15 protein-coding genes are annotated in these 23,891 nt (G+C 40.8%); 10 read left to right on the top strand and 5 right to left on the bottom strand.

What is annotated here, in order from left to right; translation table 11 throughout:
* Positions 1-178: 178 nt before the first annotated feature.
* Positions 179-448, bottom strand: a complete 270-nt coding sequence (rpsO, locus tag ACS604_RS10825; RefSeq protein WP_002114951.1) for a 30S ribosomal protein S15 — start codon at positions 446-448, stop codon at positions 179-181.
* Positions 449-658: 210 nt separating this feature from the next.
* Between rpsO and ACS604_RS10830 the strand changes: the two genes are divergently transcribed.
* Entirely contained in the window at positions 659-1,957 is a 1,299-nt protein-coding gene (locus ACS604_RS10830; RefSeq protein WP_474771748.1) for a serine hydrolase domain-containing protein, read from the top strand.
* A gap of 700 nt (positions 1,958-2,657) precedes the next feature.
* Here ACS604_RS10830 and recD read toward each other — a convergent pair.
* The 3 genes from recD to ACS604_RS10845 all read right to left on the bottom strand — a co-directional run bounded on the left by recD (position 2,658) and on the right by ACS604_RS10845 (position 11,855).
* On the bottom strand, positions 2,658-4,409 hold the full coding sequence (gene recD, locus ACS604_RS10835; protein WP_474771750.1) for an exodeoxyribonuclease V subunit alpha: 1,752 nt from the start codon (positions 4,407-4,409) through the stop codon (positions 2,658-2,660).
* A gap of 108 nt (positions 4,410-4,517) precedes the next feature.
* Positions 4,518-8,216, bottom strand: coding sequence for a UvrD-helicase domain-containing protein (locus ACS604_RS10840; RefSeq protein WP_474771752.1), 3,699 nt, complete (start codon positions 8,214-8,216; stop codon positions 4,518-4,520).
* A 3-nt stretch (positions 8,217-8,219) separates the two neighbouring features.
* On the bottom strand, positions 8,220-11,855 hold the full coding sequence (locus ACS604_RS10845) for an exodeoxyribonuclease V subunit gamma (protein ID WP_474771754.1): 3,636 nt from the start codon (positions 11,853-11,855) through the stop codon (positions 8,220-8,222).
* Positions 11,856-12,023: 168 nt separating this feature from the next.
* Here ACS604_RS10845 and ACS604_RS10850 point away from each other — a divergent pair, with 168 nt between their 5' ends.
* Positions 12,024-12,530 (top strand): hypothetical protein, encoded by a 507-nt coding sequence (locus ACS604_RS10850; protein WP_034596465.1) that lies wholly within the window; start codon positions 12,024-12,026, stop codon positions 12,528-12,530.
* Between the two features lie 22 nt (positions 12,531-12,552).
* Here the strand turns inward: ACS604_RS10850 and pap are convergent, their stop codons facing one another.
* Positions 12,553-13,971 (bottom strand): polyphosphate:AMP phosphotransferase, encoded by a 1,419-nt coding sequence (gene pap / locus ACS604_RS10855; protein ID WP_174727019.1) that lies wholly within the window; start codon positions 13,969-13,971, stop codon positions 12,553-12,555.
* 209 nt (positions 13,972-14,180) lie between these two features.
* Here pap and ACS604_RS10860 point away from each other — a divergent pair, with 209 nt between their 5' ends.
* The 8 genes from ACS604_RS10860 (at position 14,181) to ACS604_RS10895 (ending at position 23,585) form a co-directional block, all read left to right on the top strand.
* Complete coding sequence (locus ACS604_RS10860; RefSeq protein WP_151964069.1) at positions 14,181-14,888, top strand: DUF8198 family protein; 708 nt, start codon at positions 14,181-14,183, stop codon at positions 14,886-14,888.
* Positions 14,889-15,035: 147 nt separating this feature from the next.
* Positions 15,036-15,983: a bifunctional demethylmenaquinone methyltransferase/2-methoxy-6-polyprenyl-1,4-benzoquinol methylase UbiE gene (gene ubiE / locus ACS604_RS10865; RefSeq protein ID WP_005301878.1), complete on the top strand. Its 948-nt coding sequence runs from the start codon at positions 15,036-15,038 to the stop codon at positions 15,981-15,983.
* Positions 15,984-15,994: 11 nt separating this feature from the next.
* The gene (locus ACS604_RS10870) at positions 15,995-16,663 is read left to right on the top strand and encodes a ubiquinone biosynthesis accessory factor UbiJ (RefSeq protein ID WP_474771758.1); all 669 of its coding nucleotides are present in this window, start codon (positions 15,995-15,997) and stop codon (positions 16,661-16,663) included.
* A gap of 12 nt (positions 16,664-16,675) precedes the next feature.
* The gene (locus ACS604_RS10875) at positions 16,676-18,295 is read left to right on the top strand and encodes an ABC1 kinase family protein (RefSeq protein WP_004794982.1); all 1,620 of its coding nucleotides are present in this window, start codon (positions 16,676-16,678) and stop codon (positions 18,293-18,295) included.
* Between the two features lie 121 nt (positions 18,296-18,416).
* Positions 18,417-19,730: an FAD-dependent oxidoreductase gene (locus ACS604_RS10880; RefSeq protein WP_296516357.1), complete on the top strand. Its 1,314-nt coding sequence runs from the start codon at positions 18,417-18,419 to the stop codon at positions 19,728-19,730.
* Between the two features lie 154 nt (positions 19,731-19,884).
* Positions 19,885-20,658, top strand: coding sequence for a bifunctional phosphoribosyl-AMP cyclohydrolase/phosphoribosyl-ATP diphosphatase HisIE (gene hisIE, locus ACS604_RS10885; protein ID WP_151964071.1), 774 nt, complete (start codon positions 19,885-19,887; stop codon positions 20,656-20,658).
* A 9-nt stretch (positions 20,659-20,667) separates the two neighbouring features.
* Complete coding sequence (locus ACS604_RS10890; RefSeq protein ID WP_004794991.1) at positions 20,668-22,170, top strand: UvrD-helicase domain-containing protein; 1,503 nt, start codon at positions 20,668-20,670, stop codon at positions 22,168-22,170.
* Between the two features lie 23 nt (positions 22,171-22,193).
* Positions 22,194-23,585, top strand: coding sequence for an AAA family ATPase (locus ACS604_RS10895; RefSeq protein WP_474771760.1), 1,392 nt, complete (start codon positions 22,194-22,196; stop codon positions 23,583-23,585).
* Positions 23,586-23,891 lie beyond the last annotated feature (306 nt).

Consider the following 23,891-nt stretch of genomic DNA (forward strand, 5'->3'; position numbering starts at 1 on the left):
AATGACAAAGCTTAGAAGCCATCACACTAGGCCAAAAATTTTAAATAATATTAAACGCAAAGAAGGAGCGCACAAGCGCCCCTTCTAAACATCACTTAACCTAAAATTAAGTGAAACTCTCTTTTCAGCGATAAAGCATTGCGACATGCGAAATAGCGAAAACAAAGTAAAAATCGAATTAACGACGTAAACCTAAAGCACCGATCAAAGCAGTGTAACGACCGTGGTCTTTACCATTTAAGTAGTCGAGCAATTTACGACGTTGGTTAACCATACGGATCAAACCACGACGGCTGTGATGGTCGTGTTTGTGAGCTTTAAAGTGACCTTGTAAATCATTGATTTGAGCAGTCAATAAAGCTACTTGTACTTCTGGTGAACCAGTGTCATTTTCAGCGCGAGCAAATTTAGCAATGATCTCTGCGCGGTCTGCATTAGTTAAAGCCATTCGATTTCTCCGAGATGCTTAAAAAAGTAAACGATATGAATCAGTTGAGGCAACTGACTGCCGTGCATCACTACAGCAAGTTGCCTATTTTAAGGTATCTATAGGTGGATTGCAAAATAGTTTTCAGTAACTTGTCATTTTAGACACTGACACAAGCATGCTAACCCTGCACACTAGCTTTGAATAAAAAGAAAGAAGCGCGAGGGACGTGTGAAAATTTTTTCAACCAACACTTGTCCAGTACCGGACAATATTGAGCAAGTTATTCGTCGTCAAGATGAAGTTGCTGCTGAACAGGGTGGAATGACTGAGCGCCAGGTTCAAAAAATCTGGAACAGTATAGAAGCACTATATAAAACCGGAAATTATCCACTCATTACCTTCTGCTTACGTAGACAAGGTAAAATTTTGATGAACAGAAGCATTGGATATGCTCAAGGGAACTCTCCGGCAGGATTACAACAGAATGCTCTGATTGCGACTCCAGATACACCCGTTTGTCTGTTTTCAGCATCGAAGATGATCACGGCCATGCTGATTCATCTACTAGATGAAAAGGGCGAAATCAATTTACTTGATCCTGTGAGCTACTATATTCCGGAATACGGCGTAAATGGTAAGCGCCGTGCAACACTCTTTCATTTATTAGCACATCGTGGCGGCATCCCCTATATTGATGGCGATGTCACGCCCGAACTTCTATTTGATAAAGACGAAATTTTAAAACGTTTATATGCTGCCAAACCTGTATCTCCTGCTGGTAACCATCTTGCCTATCATGCGGTTACAGCGGGTTATATTTTAGGAGAAGTCATTGAACGGGTGACTGGGCAAGATTTACGTGAGTTTGTGCATCAAACTATCGAAAAGCCAATGGGAATGCCTTATTTCAATTATGGCTTAAAACCAGAATACCGCTCACAAGTGGCCTTAAACTGTGCAACGGGTCTACACCCTCGGCTTGGTACCGATCACTATCTAAATCATGTGTTAGGTGGAGGGTTACAACTTGCAGTTGATGTGACTAACGATAGTCGTTTTATGGATACAATTTGCCCAGCCGGCAACATTTATACCAGTGCGGAACAAGCTGGACGTTTCTTTGAAATGCTTTTAAGTGGTGGAAGCTATGGCGGTCAGCAAATCTTCAGTGAGAAAACGATTTTCAGGGCAACACTGCCGACCACAGGCGTTAATATTGACCGTACTTTATTAATTCCAATGCGCTATGCCTTAGGTCCAATGTTAGGTAGTAATCCTATAGGCCTTTTTGGTCCAATGACGGGGCAAGCTTTTGGTCATTTAGGATTCTCCAACATTTTATGTTGGGCCGACCCTGAAAGAGATATTAGTGTTTCTTTATTAACAACGGGCAAATCGGTCGTGGGAACTCACCTTCCAGCTTTAGCCAATGTGCTTTATCAGATTTCAACCCAATGCCCCCGCATTCCTAGAGATCAGCGCCGATCTTTGTTTGGCAGCGATGCTCATGAAACGAACTTAGTGTAAATCAAATAAAAAACCCAAGCATTTCTGCTTGGGTTTTTTGCGCTGTAGTTTTTGTTTATCGTGTTATTTCTATTTTTATTATCGTTGGTGAGATGCTAGGCACATCCTTCTTGTTGTTTTAACTGACTTCCGTTGTTTTGTTTCTATTTCCTTATGTGATGTATTGTGACACATCCAATTATGAAGAAAAGTAGTATTTTTCTTATCATCATGTAAGCAAAAACGTACAGGTCTGTCTAATATTTAATAAATAACGGTTTTTGCCCCATTATCGTACAGTTCTGTATAACATTTAACTTAACAATTCACAGGAAAAATGGGTGTTTAAAAATCATATTACAGATAAATATATTGATATTATTGATATAAATTTTTAAAAGAAATTACACTCAATATTGGCTTAAATCCGAACTTTTCTGATAATTTTTAGAAGTAAATAAAATTGAGAATATAAAAAAGCCCTGTAGTCTCTCCCAAAACTACAAGGCTTAGCGGCTGTAAGTTTCCTCTTTATACACCTACATCATTGTAAGTTCGCAGTCTCTCGACTTAAGCTATTATTATTGTGCGATTTTGCCCGACATTCCTTGCCAAGCTCGTTGTGCGTTTATAATCTCAAAAACGTGGGGTGTACTCTAGCAGCAAATATCTCGAATCTATGTAAGCTTTTTCTTACAAGGGTGAAAATATTAAGTTTGACTTAACGAACTAACCGATTAACTTTCTGAACTAAACCACTTTTTCGTGTCGTACGAACTGTAAAGGACTGTAGTAAAGCTTCGGGATGAACCAAAAGACTCACTACTTTTTTAGCACGTGTAATCGCAGTGTAAATAAGCTCTTGGCTTAATAAATTCTTTGCAGCCTGATCCAGAACAACAGCAGTGTGTGTAAATTCAGACCCTTGCGACTTATGAATCGTTAAAGCGAATGCACTTTGAATACTCTTAGGTAATCGATTTGCAGCGACCCATTTATTCAAACTTGGAAAATATACTTCAAACTGCTGAGGTTGAGTTCTGTGTTCAAAACACAGACCAATGTCACCATTTGAAATACCGAGCTGATAGTCGTTATAAGTCATCATTACCGGGCGACCCACATACCATCCCCCTGCTGTCACTATTGAAAGTTGTTGCTGTATCCAACGCTGCGCATATTGATTTAACTGCTGTAATCCAAATGGACCATGACGAACAGCCGTTAAAATGCGGTAGTCATCAAATGCTTTTACTACGTTTTGGACCTGTTCAATCGAGCGTTCTTCTTTTAAATAATTTTTTAGGCTTTTTACATAGCTTTGGAAACCGAGCATGAGCTTCTGATAGTAAATTTCAACTTCTGCGTGATTCCCTTCTGGCAAATACTCAAGCTGAACCACATCGGGCATATCAACTTCTAAAGGAATTGAACGTAACTCTGAAACCTGAACAATGTCGATTTCAAACTGTTGCAAAACCGCTGCATGATCTTGTTGATAGGTTTGTGCCTGAATAAATTTAGCAACCTGCCCAATCAACGCCCCTTCCGCAAAACGGCGACTGGTTTGTAATTGTACCCTGTTGTCGGCGAGTGCCTGTATTTGTTGCAAGTCAGCAAGAACCGCTCCGACGTCGACGGAAGCGAGCTGATTTGCATCTCCTAGTAAGATAATTCGACAAGACTCTGGCACTGCTTCAAATAGAAGAGTAGCTAGATTTAAATCCAGCATAGAAGCCTCATCCACGACAATCACGTCATAAGGAAGCGGTTGTTTTTGATTAAACCGTGGTGTTTGGCTATGTCCCATTCCTAATAATCGGTGAATCGTTTGTGTTCCCTGATTCCTTAGTTCTTCGCTCACTAATCCAGACTCAAGCAATTTAGGGTCATTAAACGAGTTCTGTAAGGCTTCTTGCATGCGCTGTGCCGCTTTACCGGTTGGAGCAGCCATCGCCACACGAATATTCGGAATCGCTTGGCTAAGCACAGCAATAATACGTGCAAGCGTATAGGTCTTACCCGTACCTGGCCCACCCGTAATGATACTCAGGCTCTGCCGAGCAACCATTTGTAAAGCTGCCTGTTGATGCGGGTCTGTGAGTAGATCTAAGTGGTCATCACAAGATACAGGTTGAATTAATTGTTGCTTTAATCGACAAATTTGTTCTGCAAGTCGTTGCTCTAGGTGCCAATATCGGTATAATGCCAACCCCTGCTCATCATAGACGCATGGGGCAACATTTGAGGTTGCTTGATCGGCAGATATAGCAAGCTGACCAAGTGCTGCAATTTGCTCAGAACTGACATCGATACAGCTATCGCCTTGTAAGCTCGCTTCAATAAGCTGCTGCAAGTAAGAAGTGGCTTCTGACACTTGCGATTGCTCAGTAAATGGAGCCTGATTTAGGAAGTTACTCCACGTTGTTAACCAGCTTAAATCGGCCTGTTCAGAGCTATTTAGATTGTCCACACACTTATCCACCTAGTTTTCCACACGCTTGTCCACATGGTTATAGACAGGCTTATCCACATGCCAAATATTTGTTAATATTAAAATTACATACTTTATCAGCATTTTTCATGCAATTTTATCCTCAGCAAAATACCCTAAAATGGCATCAAGACGCAGAATAAACTCAATGCTAGGTTGCCAGTAATAATAGCCCTGCTCAGCTTCACCATTCATGCCACGTAAATAAAGATAAGTTGCCCCACCTAAGTGTTGCTCAATTTGGTAATCCTGCATTTTGACTTGCAAATAGCGATGTAATGCAACGAGATATAAACCTGCCTGTAGCCAATAACTTGCTAAAGACATGCTTTGAGCAATGTTATCGCTACGATAATCTGCAAGATCATCACCTAAGTAATTACTTTTATAATCGGCAATGTGGTAACGCTGCCCATCAAAATAAACTAAATCGATAGAACCATTGAGGTAACGCGCTGAACGTGCTTCAAGTAATTCAGGCATATTCAAACCATACTCAGCGAAAAGCTGCTGAATACGTGTCATCGCTAGAACCCGATCTGACAACGCCAAATAAAAAGGAAACTCTGACAAATACTGCTCTTGTTGAAGCTGGTTTAGTCGGAAACCTTGATAAAGCGGCGTTCGCAAAATATCTTTCAGCCACTCTGCAACTGACTGGTAAAGCAGATTTTCGGCATCTTCTTGCTCTGGGAAGTTCTCGTTATATTTATTAAGTAAATCTTGCCAAAGACTACTATAGTCATTTTTAAAACGACGACGTATTTCACTTACCCAGTCGTCTGAACACTGAAAATCAATATGCTCAAAGATTTCATGCAAGAAATTACCGGCAAGCGTTCCTCGCGGGAAGTTACTCTTTATCCAATCAATCGGCTGAGCACTGATTGCTTCAGCAGTGTTAATTAAATCCAGCTCATCTTCTGCTAATACAGCATCATTACTCTGACTGGCCAATAAATCTGTGCCAGCCTTATGTTTTAAATGCTGTGCCAAGTAACTGAAACTGGTTTTACCTCTCGAATAAAAACGTTGTTCCGGAAACCGTTGTGCTTGTATTTCAATAATACTTGTTTGTTTGGCTAAATGAATTGCCTGTGGAATCTGCTCCAAAACCGTTTCATCCGTACAACAACGGTGTTGAAAAGGCTCAGTCCTATTTTTCCAAAACGCGAGGCCTGATATTGATTTACCGTCTGTATCTTGTAAAAGTGCATAGACGCGGTGGCTTGCTCGCGTTAAAGCGACATACCAAAGGCGATTCTGTTCAGCAAGCGCTCGTTCTTCGTGTTGCTTAAGTTCAACTTCATTCAAATAAGTCTTATCAGCAATCGCAACTACACGTTGAGTCAAGGTCTGACTTGAGTTTGGTTGGACTACATCTTGGGTCGAAAAATTCAGAGTTTTGTTATTTTCTCGAAAGGGCTTGTCTGCACCTAATAAGAAAACAATCTTAAATTCCAGTCCTTTTGACTGGTGAATTGTCATGAGCTGAACACCAGCTTCACTCGACAATTTACGCTCTAACTCCCAATCACGATCCAGAGGAGAACCCAACTGTTTGATATACCAGTGATAGAGATTTTGCGCGCCTGAGTATTTCTCACTGTGCTGACTCAAAATTTCAGTCAAATGACGCAAGTTCACCACAACTCGTTCATTATCTTTACTCTGGGCAGCGACCAAATTTTGCCATATATCAAACTGGATTAAGCATTGTTGCCATGCCACTAAAAAACCTTGAGCGGACCACAACTCACGAATGACGTCAAAACCAGTCATAAACTGGCTTAACCCTTCGGCTGTCTGCTCAAGCTGCAATAGTTGTTTTAAATCCATGGCAAATAGACGGCTAATTAAAGCTCGCTTCACTTTTGCCTCATCGTAAGGATGGAGTATGGCTGTCAACAAAGCACCAACATCTTGAGCAATCGTGCAATCGAAAACACTTCGTTTTGATGGCCTGTTAACCCGAATTCCTAAACGCTCTAGCTCAAATTGAACTTTATCGAGGCCATCATGATTACGGGACAATACCGCAATATCATCTTCGTTTAAGGTTTGGGTCTGAGCATCTTTTTGAAAATATAGTTGTCCAGCATGTGACTGGTTGAGTAGATCTCGAATCTTCCAAGCAACTTGCTGTGCCTCTGTTTCTTTATCTTTGAGCATGAGCCAACGTAAAGGATGAGGATTATGATTGTTGTGTTCAATCAGTACAGGATGAGGCCGAGTTCCCGCTCGAATTGGGTCATATTGAACCTCTTCGCCGAAATCAATTTGTCTTTGAAATAAGGCATCGACCACTTCAACCAGATCTGCAACGGAACGATGGTTATGAATTAACTTATATTCACGACCATGTTTAGTTTGAATATCCTTATAGGCATTTAAGAAGGTGAGCATATCCCCACCGCGGAAACCGTAAATCGCCTGTTTCCGGTCACCTACCATAATCATGCAACCTTTTTGGTAGCGCTCAGGATGACGCCAAATGCTGGCGAGCATGTCGTCTTGATCTTGGTTGGTGTCTTGAAATTCATCGACCAGAATTAAGGGATAACGTGCCTGAACAAATACAGCAAAACGCTGCCCCTGCTCACCTTTTAAAGCTTCAGAAAGTGTACGAATTTGCTGAGAAAAAGTAGTTTCACCTTTATTTTGCAAAACCTGAGGTAAACGTTTTTTCACCTCTACACACAAATAGGCTTTTAAAAAAATATGAAGCTGGTCGAACTGCTCGGCGTAGTTTTTCAGCACACCAAATAGCTGTTGAATCTGTTGAATACAAGGATGTTGATAGAAACCATCTGAAATTTCAGCAGGACATTTCTTGAAAACTTTCTGATCGGCAAGTTGACCTAAAAACTTAAAAACAAGCTCACGTTGTGCAATCAAAGACCCATCAAAAACCAAAATGCTGTCGCTTTGCGTTAGAACTTTCAACAGCTGCGGCAAACATTCACTAAATAATTTGTTAAACGCCCCATTCCGAAATACGGTACCACTCACATGTTTATAGTGCTCGCCATCAAGCAAGTAATACGGCTCTAAAAGGCTTAAGTCAATTTCTGTTGCTAACTGTTTGAGCTGTGCAAGTTGTTCAAATTGAATGGTTGGTTTTTCAGGAAGTTTAAAGTGAGCCGAACTAAAATTCAGTGAGTCTTCAACAAGTTTGACAAAACTATCGACACTCTTGAGTTCACCTGCCAGATATAACGCATCAATCACGGTCTGAGGTTGAGACTGTATCCATTCACGTAAAACATCATGAATTAGTTGTCGACTATAAGTTTTGGCATCATCGGTAATTTGAGCGCGTTCAATTTTGCCACTCTCAAAGGCAAACTCACGTAATAGTTTTTGGCTAAAGCTATCAAGTGTTCCAACAAATAACTCGTCTAACTGATCGATGACCAGTTTTAAACGTTCACACGCGTAGGCAATACGCGTCGCAAAGCTTTTTAAAATATGTTGAAGTAATAAGTCAGACTCTTGCTCAGCCTGCGTAATTAATTCGTGTTCTGTAAAACTACGCTTGGTCTCTAAGTAACGATACGTTTCGACCAAACGGGCGCGAATACGACTTTTCAACTCAGCAGCGGCAGCACGGGTAAACGTGGTTGCAATCACTTGTCTAGGCAAATACTTTTCAAGAAAGATACGGACCATCAAACTTGATAAGGTATAGGTTTTTCCTGTACCTGCCGAAGCTTCAATTAAGTGTAAGCCACTAAATTCAATATCAATAATAGGTTGATAAGACACCTGTACTCTTGAGTTCATGTCTTACTCCGAATGTTGAAATTGAAAAACCGGATGATACAGATCATACGCAAACTCATCACAAGCATGTTGAAGCAAAGCTTGCGCATCTTGTTCTTGTAAAATAAAGCTCCAGTCTCGATGCAACTTGCAAGCTTCATTTTGAGTCATATCCATTGTGGTAAATGACCCTGTCTCATTCCAGTATTTTAACAGCTCAGTGTAGCTCTTCTCATCCAGTTTTGCTTTTTCGGCCTGATTTGTTGTTTCCCACTGATATACTTTGGCTTTTTCTAACGGCTTTAATAATAAGGCTGCTGGTAGAACCAAGGGTTGTTGCTGTGCATGACGCCAGATTTTAAACCATGGCTGTAAATATTGCCGAGCTTGCTCAGAACTAACCCCACTACAAATCACAGTTTGATCGCTAAAAACCACAATACGACGTTTTTCAGCTCCCGCACTTCCCTCGTTCAAATAAGCTAACCAAAGTAAGTGTTCCAACCAGACTTTCGCACGTCTTTTTGCTCGGGCGCTTGAAGGTTCCATACTCACCCAATCCTGAGTTTCAGACTTCGGAACCGTAATATTCATATGAAGCTGTTTAGCAATTCGCCAAATACGCTGAGTCGTTGGTGTCACTGCTGGTGCATAATGATGAAGGCGTTCAAGCAAACATTCTTGCTCAAACACACCTTGTTGGCATGCGCTATATTTGACTTTACCTACAGGCAACTGATCAATTAATACTTCAGGTTGTGCTTGCTGTTCAGATTGCTGTAAAAAATGTCGGATCGCATAGCGCCCTAAACCATCTAATAATAACGGTTCATTTTGGTCGAGCACTCCGACACTTCCTAAGTTTTCCACCCCTAAAGTTTTCAAATATAAACGTGCAGGGAACGTCACATCCTGTATCCACTGCTGGCTATCTAAAACCAACATGTCAGGGGCTTGTAGCGGATAGGTCGTATTCGCCCAAGGTTGACGGTTTCCTGAGATTTGATGAATTTGTGAAGCGACCTTAAACCAGTGATCTTGATAACGGATAACACTTTTTTCTACAGTAAAACCTTTCGGGTCGAAGGGCTGTAAGTCATGTAAGTGATAGAGTTGTTTTAACTGTGATGGAATCTCAATCCCTTCAACAACTACGTTCTCAGGTACATCGTCTTCAGCTTTCACAATCAAGGCAAGGTGTTCACGGAACTCTTGAAGGATACTAGATGGTTCTCGCACCTCACCATCATTCACATCAAAACCGTTATAAAACAGCCATAAATTGTCTTGTGCTAATAATAATGCATCTAAAAAAGCACCTTGATCATCTTCAAGCCGAGAGCGGTCACCTAACTGTTGACGCAGTGCATCCATTAAATCAAATGGCACATGGGTATCTCGGTTTGGAAATTGCCCTGCATCCAGATTTAGCATGACTATTAAACGATAAGGTAATGGCCGAATGTGTCCAATTTGAGCAAAGGTAATTTGCCCTGTCGGTTCAGCTTGTGCACTTTGGCTTTCTAAAGTTCGCTGAATTTCTTCAATAATATAAGGCAAAGGCAACGTAATTTTGCGCAAAGTTCCTGTTTCTGTCTCGGCGTAATAGCTTGCGAGCGTCAACATTCGCTCTTGTTTCTTAACAATTTCCCGAACAGCTTTTAAAGCAGCAACACCGACCTGTTCAAACTCAACAATATCTTTGCCCAACACCTGAAGCCAATATTCAACCGTGTAGACTTTCCCCTGTTCATGCAGCGTCAGCCAATCACGGCGCCCATTCAAATCTTGATAAATCTGAATGAGTGTACCAATCAGCTCAAAATCACTCGGTTGAACTTTGGCATAACTCAACACCTGATTAAATGTGGCGTGCACAGGCACGGCAATACCAAGAGCCAATCGTTCTAAGGCAAATTTAAAGCTATATCGATAATCATCATCACCGTCACACAAACTTCGCTTGAGATGCTCTGCATCAAGCCCTCGTTTAAAGCCTGCATCGGCAAGTAAATTTAAAATTCGCTCAACCTGAACATATTCAAGTTCGTAACGTTGCTGAGTCGCATGCAAGCTTAACCAGTCAGCAAAATCATCAAAGCTAAAACGTCCCTGCATCAGTTGAATACGCCCAATCACAGCACGCCATGCATTCAGTGCATCAAGTGATGCAACACCTGCAATTTTAACGGGCAAATGTACACCTTGCTCAGTGGCAGTAGCGGGAAATACACTTCGAATTAAAGGCTCTATGTCAGCCAAATTAGGAACTAAAACTAAAATATCGTTTGGTCGGCGCGGCTGGTCATGCGGTTTAGCCAACCAACCAATCAATTGCTCTTTTAATACTTCAAGTTGACGTAAAGTCGAATGACAAACATGAATCTGAATAGAGTCATCATCGGAAGAGAGCTCATATTGTTTAGCTTGGGGCTCCACTAAATGCAAAATATCTGACTGAACTTTACCGAGTAAACTTTCTGGAAAATCATCCACAAAAGCATCAACCCACTTACCTTCTTCGCCCGTAGACAAATTTGATAACAGCGAAAAGTGGTCGCGGGCTTGTTTACCCAATCTGGTTAAAAGCGGATGTCTGGACTCACGTGCTTCAGCATTAAAGTTGAGTGTAAATTTATTAAAGAAATCACTAATTTCAGCATCTGTTGCCTTCGGATTTTTTGCAATGAAACGTTCTTTTACCCCTAGGTCATAACGCTGCTTCCACAGTGGATCGACACTATCGGCCCAATATTCTTGTGAAGGGTTATAGTGCAAAATCAATACATCTATATATTGGCCTAAACGGCGCAAGAACTGTAACTGGCTTGGTGGTAAATCTAATAACGTAAAGATCACCACCTGATTAGGTAATCTTGAAATAGCACGCTTACTGCGGTCTGGATGATCTAACTCTTGCCAGAACAAAGCATCAATTTGCTGCATCTGCACAAAATCATCATGAAAATGTTGCTGCCACAACCAACGCTGCCAGCGTTCTAGTTCCTCAGTTTGGTGCAATGCAAAAGCAGTCACTTCTTCATCTTTTTGTACTATATATTTTTCAATATCGAGTGCTCGACCCTGCCCCCAAGCAGACAACCAGTTTTCTGGACAGATACAACTATTTTCACAACCACGCTGGCACTGTCCACGATAAATCATATAGTTGCTAAATAGATCAGCAACCTGCTCAGCGACCCAATACAGCATTTTTTGTTTTTTTAATTGCTTATCTATGCCTTGTTCGAGTCGATCTGCACTGTCATAAATACGCTGAACAATAGAATGTAAAGGATGCGATGTGTCTATGCTCATCGTGTCAGGTTGAATAAATTCGTGTAAAGCCTGATGAACCCGCCATTTAAAAATCAAACGGGGGATGTTGGCTTTACGAACCTGTTCTTTATGTGCAGTTAAGACTTGCTGGTAGGCATACCACTGGAAACCGCGTACCCGTTGATGAAACTGGTAATTGGCACTCATGCCCTGCTGTTCTGCAAGTTTTTGTATCAGCCACTGCTCGACCGCAGGACTTGGAACAATAAAATGCTGGGTTTTCAAAACCTGTAATGGATGCGTTGAAGCTTGAGATGTAGACGCCAATACACCTTGCAGCAACACATCAATACGTTGACTTTGAATAACGTGGATCCCCATTTATTTCATTTCCTGCTTGCATAATTTATGCACAAAATCATAAACATTCATTACTATACAACTGAATCTGACTATGTCACGTTGGTTTAAACACAGCATAATCTAACTTTAAGTGTCACTTACACTTGGTTTTGAAGAAGCATCAAGAAACTGATACAGGTAAACATGATGAAAATTGATAATATTCCTGACTATATTGATCCTAGCCTAAATCTGGAACAAATTCGCGATGAGTGTCATGACCTCATCAAAAAAAGAGCTTACATGTCAGCTGGGGCGGCAATTGTACCGATTCCATTTTTTGACGTGGTGGTAGATTTAGGAATTTTGTCGCACCTCATTCCAGATATCAATTCCCGTTTTGGTTTAGCACCTGAACACGTAAGTGTCTATGACCCAAAAACTAAAACAATTCACTGGGATGAGCTACGTAAACGCGGTTTTGAATTTTCAGGCTTTGTAGTGGCACGCACTACCGTTAAAAAAACATTTAATGGCTTTTTTGGCAAAATCGTAACGAAACAAGTCACTAAATTTATACCGCTAGGCGGACAAATTGTAGCAGCTAGTTTGGGCTATTTCATGATGAAAAAAATAGCAGAAACACATCTTACTGACAGTTATAACCTTGCAAAACGTATTCAGCAAAAAAGCCGCACCACTATTGTAAATTAATCTATGCCTTATGGCTGAGAGCTTAATCTGCTCTCAGCTGTTTTAACACCGCCTTTAATACTTCTAGACGTGCTGTATATTTATCATCAGTTGCAACAATATACCAAGGTGCGTAGTCAGTACTGGTTCGCTCAAACATATCTGCTGCCGCTTTTAAATAATCGTCCCACTTATCACGATTACGCCAATCTTCTGCGGTAATTTTAAAACGTTTATGCGGTGTTTCTTCTCTAGCCTTAAAGCGCTGCTCTTGCTCATCTTTGCTAATCGCAAGCCAAATTTTTACCACAATCGTTTGACTATCAAACAAATCTTTTTCAAATCGGTTAATTTCGTCATAGGCACGCTGCCATTCTAAAGGTGAAGCAAATCCTTCAACACGTTCAACGAGTACACGTCCATACCATGTCCGGTCAAAGATCGTGATTTTCTCGGCTTCATTAATGCGGTTCCAAAAGCGCCATAAGTAAGGATGTCGTGCTTCAAAGCGTTCAGGTGCTCCAATACAGTGAATATCATATTCACGCGGGTCTAGGTTTTTAACAATTCGCTTAATTGCCCCCCCTTTACCGGCAGCATCCATTCCCTCAAAAGCAATGACGACATTGCGTTTATCGAAACGCATGGCATCAGCAATTTTTTTGCTTAATTTATCGAGCTCTTTTTTATAGTCAGCTTTTTCAAGTGGTTCATTAGAAGGTTTTAATAAACTCTCTGGAATTTTTGCCTGAGGCCATTTCCCCTTTACTTCAGTTTCATGATCAGGGAGTTGGCGCATATGTTGTAAAAGGTATTGAGCAAAAAATTGATCACGTTGTTTTTCATCTTCCCCATCAATAATGTACCAATCATCGGTAAAGCGACGGCGTAACTTTTGCAAAGTGTCGTATTGTTTTTTATTACGCCAGTCTAGACCATGGAGCTTATGCCAGTGTTGCTCTGACGGGTCAATTTTGTCTAAACGTTTTTGTAGTGATTTCCATGAAAGATCGAACCAGACTTTAACGACATCGACATAGTTATTTTTTAGATCTTGCTCAAATGCCCGCATATTTTCAACATAAGCATCAAAGCGTGCTTCATCTAAAGGTTCAGACACATGTGTTGCTGTAACGAGCAAATCGCTATACCAATTACCAAACATCACCACAATTTGACCTTCGGTAGGAATAAACTCCGAGTAAGATTGCCAAAATGCTTCTGTATCTGTCAGCACACGTGGCGCATCTGCTTTGACTCGTAAATATCTAGGGTCTAACCACTCACGGAGCTGCTTAACTGCCTCCCCTTTACCTGCCAGCTCAATACCACTCATTAAAATCAGCGTGCTTTTCGCATTGGGTTTTCCCCGACTTTCTTTTAACGCATATTGTGCTTCAATCAAGTCAACTGAAAGCAGTTCTTCATCTCGAATTTCAAATTTTGGTTGTTGTTCACTCATAGTCCACGGCTCTAATATTTTATTGTTTAATTTCGATGATCTTTAACTTATGCGGTTAAATGATGAATTGCTATACAAATTATGTCATTGCGACAAAAATCTGTCTAAGAATTGACGCATGAATCATTTTTTTTACATCTACTCGCCATAGTACAAGGTTACAATGCCTCTTATGATTTTTTACAAATAGCCCAATATTAGAGCCTTAAATGTCTAAACTCGCTGCTTTTGATGAACTTTTACAACAATATAAAACATTTAATTATCACGATAATCCAGTGCTTGCCCAACGTTTGCAAGATGTACAAACATGGCTAAAAGAGCGGATGAAAGATACGCATCACGACTTTTTTAATCTGCCTGAACATAAACTTATGTCAGAGTATTTTTTAAATCGCTTATATGGTGGTCCAGAGTTTGATGCTCTTGCAGCTCAAATTGAACGCTTATTGAAATATGCCCATAAAGCCGAAAAAGTATTGCCTGAAAATGCAATTAAAACTGGCACTAAATCGGTAAGTTTAGCTGTGCTTGCAACTCAACTTGATGAACAAGTGGCTATGCAGCTTCTTGAGGACTATCCGGCAGATACAGTACTCACTGATGAGATTATGCGTTTAACCTTAATCAAGCTTGATCAGGCAGAAGCGCGTTATCAACAGCTTGCTCTTCTTGATGATTTAGGTGCGGCTCTCGATAAATACATGCGCTCATTTATGATGTTTACAGCTTTTAAAATGTGTAAAGGCATTGCCCAAAAATATCACTTCGAATTGATGTATGATTTCATTCAAGATGGTTTTAGCGCGATGAAACCGTTAAAATCAGCCGAGAACTTTATCAAGACTTTTACTGAAAAAGAACGCCAAATTATTGAAAATGTACATTCAGGGCATCCGAATCCGTTTAGAGTGTGATAAGGTCGGCACAGAGAAAAAATCAACCTTACGAAGTTGAGATTTTATTCATTATATTTGCATGATGATGCCTGTAAAAATAGACAAAATCTGTCATCATGCAGAACTTATTCCGTTTCACTTGAGTTTGAGTCTAGGAGAGACAATATGTCTAACGAAAACCAAAAGCCAACATCTCCAACTGAGCAGGCACAAAGTTCAGACAAAGTTAGCCCATTCCTAAGCTCACCTTTACCGTCAGGTACCCCTCAAGGGCAACAACAATCTTTACAACAAACCTTAACCGATACACCGGTTAATGGTTCTGTACCGAAATATAATTTACCACGTGGTGCTGGCAATACTGGCAACGTTGGTGAAACAACACACTTCGGTTATTCAACTGTTAGAACTGAAGATAAAGCTCAAAAAGTTGCAGAAGTATTCCACTCGGTTGCAAGCAAATATGATTTGATGAATGACTTAATGTCATTTGGTATTCACCGCCTCTGGAAACGCTTCGCAATTAACATGTCTGGCGTACGCCGTGGTCAACACGTGTTAGATATTGCTGGTGGTACAGGCGATTTAGCGAAAGTATTCAGCCGTGAAGTTGGTCCTCAAGGTCATGTCGTTCTTTCAGACATTAACGAATCTATGCTGAATGTTGGTCGCGACCGCCTAATTGACGCAGGCTGTACCAATGTTGATTTCGTACTTGCCAATGCAGAAACTTTAGAACCTTTTGCAGATAACAGCTTTGACTTACTCACCATTAGCTTTGGTTTACGCAACGTAACAGATAAAGATGCAGCGCTTGCATCTATGTTCCGTGTATTGAAGCCAGGTGGTCGTTTACTTATTCTTGAGTTTTCTAAGCCTGTATTTGAGCCATTCTCAAAACTTTATGACCTCTATTCATTCACTGCTTTACCGATTATGGGTAAATTGGTTGCGAATGACTCAGAAAGTTATAAATATTTGGCTGAATCAATTCGTATGCATCCAGACCAACGCACCTTAAAAGGTATGATGGAAAATGCCGGCTTCCAGAACTGTGACTATCACAACCTTACTGCTGGTATCGTTGCCGTTCACCGCGGCTTCAAACTGTAAGGGATAACGATATGTGGTCGATTCTGGCACTCGGTGCAGTCGAACGTATCATTCATCATCTGATCGATCTGGATGCGGTTACACGCATTCAGCTTAATCAGTTACAGGGCAAAATGCTGCGTGTTGTGATTGATAGCCCTCAGCTTTCTGTCGATGTATTCTTTGACCAAGAAAAAGTACGTCTTGAACCTACTGCAACAGGGCACAGTGAAAAGCCTTCTATTTTTGAACAACGCCCTTTTGATGCGCAATTCAAAATTTCTGAAGCAACAGCAACTTTGCATGTTAAAGATGTCGTCGAACTGATTAAATTATTGGTCAGCGATCCAGATCAGATTGGCAATATTCCATTGCAAGGTGACTACCATCTGCTACAGGATATTCAAAAGATTATGCAGCAAGCTGAACCAGATTTAGCTGCGCACTTATCAAGATGGGTAGGTCCTCAACTCGCCCACGAAATTGGCAAGATTCAACTTGCACCAAAACATTTGAAACGCTCTCTTCAAAGTCATCTATTTTTTGCAGAAGATGCATTAAAAGAAGACAGCGGTCTATTTACCCCTCGTTGGGAAATGGATGATTTAACTCAAGCAACCCGCAAGCTTAATCAAGACATTGACCGTCTAGAAGCAAGATTGCAGCAACTCAACACACAACTACAACCCTCTCAAGACTAGGTAAGACCGTATATGATTCCGCACGTTTCACGTTTACTCGAACTTTGGCGTATTGCAGCGCACTATAGACTCGATACGTTGTTCCCTGCGGATGAATTACCAGTTAAAGCTCAACGTGCATTAAGTGTTATTAAAATGCACCCAGCTGCATGGTCTAGTCGCGAACGTAAAAATCCTTTAAAGCTCAAAGAAGCTTTGGAAGAGATGGGGCCGCTTGCAATTAAGCTTGGACAATTATTGTCAACTCGACGTGATTTGATTCCACCTGAAATACTCGCTCAATTGGTCTTACTTCAAGATCAGGTAAAACCTTTTGATAGCAATGTTGCCAAACAACGTATTCAAGAATCATTAAAAGCTGACGTAAATACCTTGTTTGCACGATTTGATGACCAGCCATTAGCAGCTGCTTCAATTGCACAAGTTCATACTGCTGCTTTGCACGATGGTCGTGAAGTCGTTGTTAAGGTAACTCGCCCCGACATTCGCAACCAAATTTTGCAAGACTTTGAGATTTTGGCATGGTTAGGCAATACATTAGAAAGTCGCCTTGAAGCTGCTCGTGCCTTACATCTCTCTGAAATTATTCAAGACTACCGTCAGATTATCTTAAATGAGCTGGACTTGAGTATCGAAGCAGATAACACCCGTCGTATGCGTCATTATTTTACTGGCTCAACCATGATGTATGTGCCTGAAGTCTACATGGACACCAAAGATGTCATGGTAGCAGAGCGCATTACAGGTGTTCCTATTTCAGATACGGCAACCTTTGACCGTCTAGGCATGGACCGCGCACAACTTGCAGAAAAAGGATTAACCATTTTCTTTACGCAAGTATTCCGCGATAACTTTTTCCATGCTGACATGCACCCCGGCAATGTTTTTGTAGAAACAATTAACCCAAGCAATCCACGCTTTATTGCGCTCGACTGTGCAATTATGGGGGAGTTATCTAAGCATGACCAAATGACGATTGCCCGCATGTTGCTTGCTGTAATGAACAGCAACTTTATGCAGCTCATTCAAATTGTGCATCAAGCTGGTTGGATTCCACCGGGTACAGACCAAGATGCGCTATCGCGTGAAATGCGTCGTACCGTTGGCCCAATGGTGTCTAAACCAATGGATCAACTTGATTTTGCTGGTATCTTGATTCAAGTGATGGATATTGCCCGTCGATTCCATTTAGAGATTCCACCACAACTCATGTTGTTGCTCAAGACTTTAGTGCATGTCGAGGGTCTAGGGACCGATCTTTATCCGCAGCTCGACATCTGGAAATTGGCAAAACCAATTTTGACTGAATGGGTCAAAGCCAATATGAACCCAGTCAAAAATATAAAAGAGTTAGGACAACAACTACCTGACCTGCTTTTAGGTGCTCAAGATTTCCCAAGCTTAATTGTTGATAGTTTAAATGGTTTAAAAAATCAGTCTGCTTGGCAAGACCGTCAGTTACGCGAAATGCAGCAACTTCGTTTGCAAATGGAACATCAACAACGCCGCAGTTGGATGTTCGGCAGTAGCATGCTGATTTTACTCACCATCGCGATTATTAGTCCTTGGTTTGTTTCTATTATTTTAATTGTGCTAAGCAGTTTATTAGCGCTTTGGCGTATATTGAAATAAGTTTTAAATCCCTTGCCCGCGCAAGGGATTTTTTTATGGCTAACTTTAATTTTTAAAAATATAGATCGCTTGTTCTTTCATTGCTAAATTAGCATTCATAAATGCATCAAAAGAACAAACAATGAAAACACCTCATTTTGCGATTATCGGCGCCGGTACCGCAGGTTTAGCCACTGCGATTTTGCTCGCCCGTGAAGGTAATAACGTTACTATTTTTGAACAAGTTGATGAGTTATCTCCAGTAGGTGCAGGTTTATTACTACAACCTGCAGGCTTAGCAGTATTTGAACATTTAGGGGTGCTCGATAAGGCTCTAACATTAGGTGCAAAAGTAACGGGCTTAGAAGGACAACTTCCCAGCAAGCGTCTTTTAGTCGACAGCCACTATCACGAAGCATCTACAAATCTCTATGGTTTAGGTATACACCGAGCTACTTTATGCCATGTGCTCACCCAAAAACTTAGTGAATATTCAAGCCAAATTACTTGGTGCATGAACCATTCTGTTGAGCGTTTTGAAGAACATAATGATGAAGTTCGGCTATTCGGAATTCATCAAAATCAAAAGTTTGATGCTTGCTTTGATGCCGTGCTTATTGCCAATGGTGCTCGCAGTCAATTACGCCCCAAAGCATGGGTAAAGGTTGACCAAGCCTACCCTTGGGGTGCAGCGTGGAGTATCGTACCTGAGTGCCAAGTACTCGACTCTGAAATTCTGCATCAATTTTATGATCGCTCAAAGATTATGATGGGAATTCTTCCTACAGGAGCGATTCCAACAGAACCTCAACAGCGCCTTTCAAGTATCTTCTGGAGTTTACCTACCCCACAATTACAAAGCTTCTTGCAAGATGAGCAAGCTAAACAAACTTGGTTACAACAAGTCTCAGAGCGATGGCCCAAAGTTGCAGAATGGCTAAAAGGGATTTTATACGACAGCCAAATTCAGCCTAAATGGCTATCTGCAAACTACCGCGATGTCGTCATGACTCAATTTGGTCAAGGTCGAATTGGTGTGATTGGAGATGCCGCTCACGCGATGAGTCCACAGTTGGGGCAAGGTGCAAATATGGCATTATTAGATGCTTGGGCTTTTTCTCAATCCTTACAACATGCTCAAAAGCATCAAACTATTGATTGGCCCTTGCTCTGGCAGCACTACCACCAGCTCCGCCGTTCATCTACTCAGTTTTATCAATTTCTCAGTCGTTTACTAACACCACTTTATCAATCTGACCATTGGTGGGCGGGAAGTCTAAGAGATCTTGTTTTCCCTTGGATGTATCAAATCCCCTATTTTCGAAAGGAAATGGCAATCACAATTTCAGGTTTAAAGACTGGTCCATTTCAGCAACTTGATTATGAGCGAGTAGCTCAATGGCCTAAAGAAAACAGTGCTTTTCATTTAAAAAGTGAATCTCTATCTGACTTTTAAAAGTAATCGTATTCAACCTACTCATTACGCTGACAAAGACAAAAATGACAAAGAATTTTTCCTAAAACTGACGTTGATGCCGTACACTATACAAGCTATTTTTTAGCATCTGATTGAAATCAATTTATAGTTCATATTTCTTTGGTGATTCCTCATGAATAACACGCAATGGCTCGATGAAGTAAAATTTAACGAACAAGGTCTTATCCCTGCCATTGCTCAACATCATCAAACCGGACGTATTTTGATGGTGGCGTGGATGAACCGTGAAGCACTCGCGCTCACAGCAGAAAAAAATCAGGCTGTTTATTTCTCTCGCTCTCGCCAAAAACTTTGGCACAAGGGTGAAGAATCAGGCCATTTTCAAACAGTTTATGAAATTCGTCTGGACTGCGATGCTGACGTGATTGTGCTACAAATTGAACAACACGGTGGTATTGCATGCCATACGGGTCGTGAGTCTTGTTTTTATCGTAAACTCACACCACAGGGCTGGGAAATTGTCGATGCACAATTGAAAGACCCTACTGCAATTTATGGTGACAAAGCTAAAACTGAAAGCCACGATCATGCTCATACCACTGAACAAGTCGATGTACTTGCTCACTTAGGGCAATTGATGCAAGAGCGTAAGCAAGCTGAAGCAGATACTTCATATGTTGCAAGCCTCTACAAAAAAGGCATCAATAAAATCTTAGAAAAAGTCGGTGAAGAAAGTGTAGAAGCAATTATTGCTGCTAAAGATTTTGCCGTACAGGATTCGGAAGCTCACTTAAATGATCTCGTTTATGAAACAGCAGATTTGTGGTTCCATACTATTGTGATGTTGGGTTATTTCGACCTTAATCCACAACTTATTATTGACGAATTAGCTCGTCGTCAGGGTTTATCTGGTTTAGTTGAAAAAGCTAACCGCAACAAGGTTTAAAATCACTCAGTGTCGAATATTGAAAAACCTAAAGCCACCTATGAACAAGCAATTGCCATAGATAATGCACGTCTTGGGCAGTCATTTAAAGTGATTGCCTATGCTGGCACAGGTAAAACCACCACTTTACAAATGATTAGCGATGCCATGCCTGAACGGCGTGGTATGTATCTAGCATTTAACAAAGCTATTGCTGGTGAAGCACAAAACAAATTCCATCGTAATGTAGACTGCCGTACTTTTCACTCGCTTGCTTTTCGTAGCGTGCCGCGCGGTGTGACTGATAAATTACGTCTACCACGACTAAGCCCAAGTTTTATTGCTAAAGAATATCGATTAGAACCCATTACGCTGCGACGTATGATGGGTGGACGTTATGAGAAATACGTCTTAATGCCAAGCCGTCTAGCGAGTCTTGTAGCAAATGCAGTAAGTTATTTCTGTTCAACGAGTTCTCAATATCCGGCACCTCGACATATTCAGGCGCCTAACTGGTTGCATCCAGACGATATTATCGAATTACAAAATCACCTTTACCCTGCTGTGGAACGACGTTGGTTAGAGTCGATTGACCAAAACCATCAAGCTGGTATTGGGCATGATATTTACCTCAAACTTTGGGCATTGTCTGAGCCAAACATTCCTACGGACTATGTATTGTTTGATGAAGCACAAGATGCTGATCCTCTAATGCTAGGCATTTTGCTTCGCCAAAAAAATACTCAAGTTATTTATGTAGGTGATGCACATCAACAAATCTATGCTTGGCGTGGTGCAATTAATGCCATGCAACAATTGCCCTTGCCAGAATCTCGGTTAACCACTTCTTTTCGTTTTGGCGAAACGATTGCCGATGTAGCCAATGCACTGCTTGGCGGTTTAAATGAAACTGTTCCCTTGCTTGGTAATCCAAACCAAAAATCAAGTGTAGTGAATAAACCGCATACCAAAATGCGTGATGCGATTTTATGCCGTACCAATGCGCGTGCAATGGAACTTTTACTGGCAGGCTTAGTTCACGGCGATAAAGTGAGTTTGCAGGCGGATCATCAAAAACTAAACCGTTTTGTAGACGCCGCAAGCCTATTAAAACAAGGCAAACGAGTTACTGACGTTCCTGAATTAGCATGGTTTAACTCATGGCACGATGTTCATGAATACTGTGAAACCAATGAAGGAAGTGACATTAAACCATTGGTTAAACTGGTGGATGATCACGGCACCGACCCACTAAAAAAAGCACTTGCAAAGATTACTCCACTTGAGCAAGCTGATTATGTCATCTCTACAGCTCATAAAGCGAAAGGGCTAGAATGGAATCGCGTTCATATTGAAGATGACTATCAATTTAAAATTAATGGCTTAGAACACAAGATTAGTGATGAAGAGTTAAGATTACTTTACGTTGCCTGTACTCGTGCTAAAGTAAGTCTAAATATCCATCATCTTTATGATCTGATACAACAATTAAAAGTAAGGGCGCCTTTAAGTCTTCGAAAGTCGGTTGGTTGAAGCGCTCATAATTAGGTGAGCCTATGCAACTTGAATCTATCCAATTTAAACATATTGCTCTGTTTCACGATCTTAAAATACAGTTTCAATATGAAAAACAGCCGATTACCTTAATTTTAGGTGAACAAGCAACGGGTAAAAGTATGTTGCTCAAACATACTTACCATGCTCTAACTTGGTTCCCTGCCCGTTTTAAAGATTTGCGTAGTCCCGGTATTGTTATGCCTGACCAAGACATTACTCAATCGCGTCTACAGTCAAAAATCGAAGTAACCCTTCAAGTTCCACCAGAAATTGGCTCTTTACCAGAAAGTACCTCTGCTCAAGAGGTAGATTCTTCACTGTGTAGCTGGAAACTTTTTAAAACCCTAAATTCAAGTGGCATTGGAATCAGCCAAGTTGAAACTCAGCAACTTGACCAGACGATGGCCCTTTATCAACAAGTCATCAAAAAAGATCCATTACAAGGGTTACCCTTAATCGCTTACTACCCAGCCGAGCGATTTGTAAATGATATTAATCTACTCAATAAAAATTTACCCGGCATCACTCAAGCCATTTCAGCCTATGATATTAGTCCAGTTCCGTTCACAACCTTCACGCGTTTTTTTGAATGGTTACGTGAAATTAGCGATATCGAAAATGCTCAAGCTGCACATTTAGTACAACGCATTAAATCTAAGCAATTAGATCCAGAAGATCAGACAGAACTATTAAATGAGCTTCAAAAGGAGTTAGCTGGGCAGCCGAAACAGCTCACCACACCTAATCTCTATGCTCTTAAAAATGCATTAAATATCGTTTTGCCAGAGCTCAAGGACTTATATTTGCAATATCAGCCTCGGCTTCAACTTATGGCTGACTATGATGGCCAAACCCTACCTTTTCAGCAACTTTCCAACACCACAAAAACATGGATTGCTTTAGTAGGCGATATTGCCCGCAGGCTCTGTTTACTCAATCCGTTAAGCCTAAATCCTTGCCTTGAAGGTGAAGGAATTTTATTAATTGATCAGATTGATGCGCAACTCGATGCACAGCATTGTTCAGAAATTTTAAACAAACTCCATCAAGCATTTCCGCGCTTACAAATTATTGCAACGGGAAGTCGTGAAGAGTTACTAGAACATGCCTCGGCCTATCAATGTTTAAAATTAGAGCATGGTAAAATTAGTCATCTTGATTTAAATACCACCAAACAACAGCTTGAACACATCTATACATTGCTCCAAAGAAGTGAGTCATTAGTACCCCATATAGAAGCACAGCTTCCAAGCTTAATAGACCCTACTCCCTCTCCAGCACAGGTTGATGTTTTATTTCAGCAAATTCAGGGTTTAAATGAACAACAAAAAAATGAATTGCTACGAATGATTCATGCAGGAGACACACCAGAAGAAAGCCCTTCTGTTTAAATTTTATGCCACTTTTAGCTCTATTTTTATAATAAAAAGCGCTCCTGCAAAATATACCGCTTCATTAAAATTTTTAGGCATTAAAAATCACTAGATGTTGTTACTACATGTAATAACATCAGATTTTTAATGCTTTTTTAGTGTACAATAAATTTCATTTTGCGTTTTTATTCTTCAAGTTGCGCAATACAACTTGTTTCTCGCTTTATTTTCTAATTTGGATGGGTTTTCAGAATAACAAAGCCTTGGAACTCTCTTTGAATTCCTATCTATTCTGAAATTAAAAATTCACCTTTAGGTTTCGGC

It is taken from the genome of Acinetobacter sp. Li1LvA2 (genome assembly GCF_056156705.1).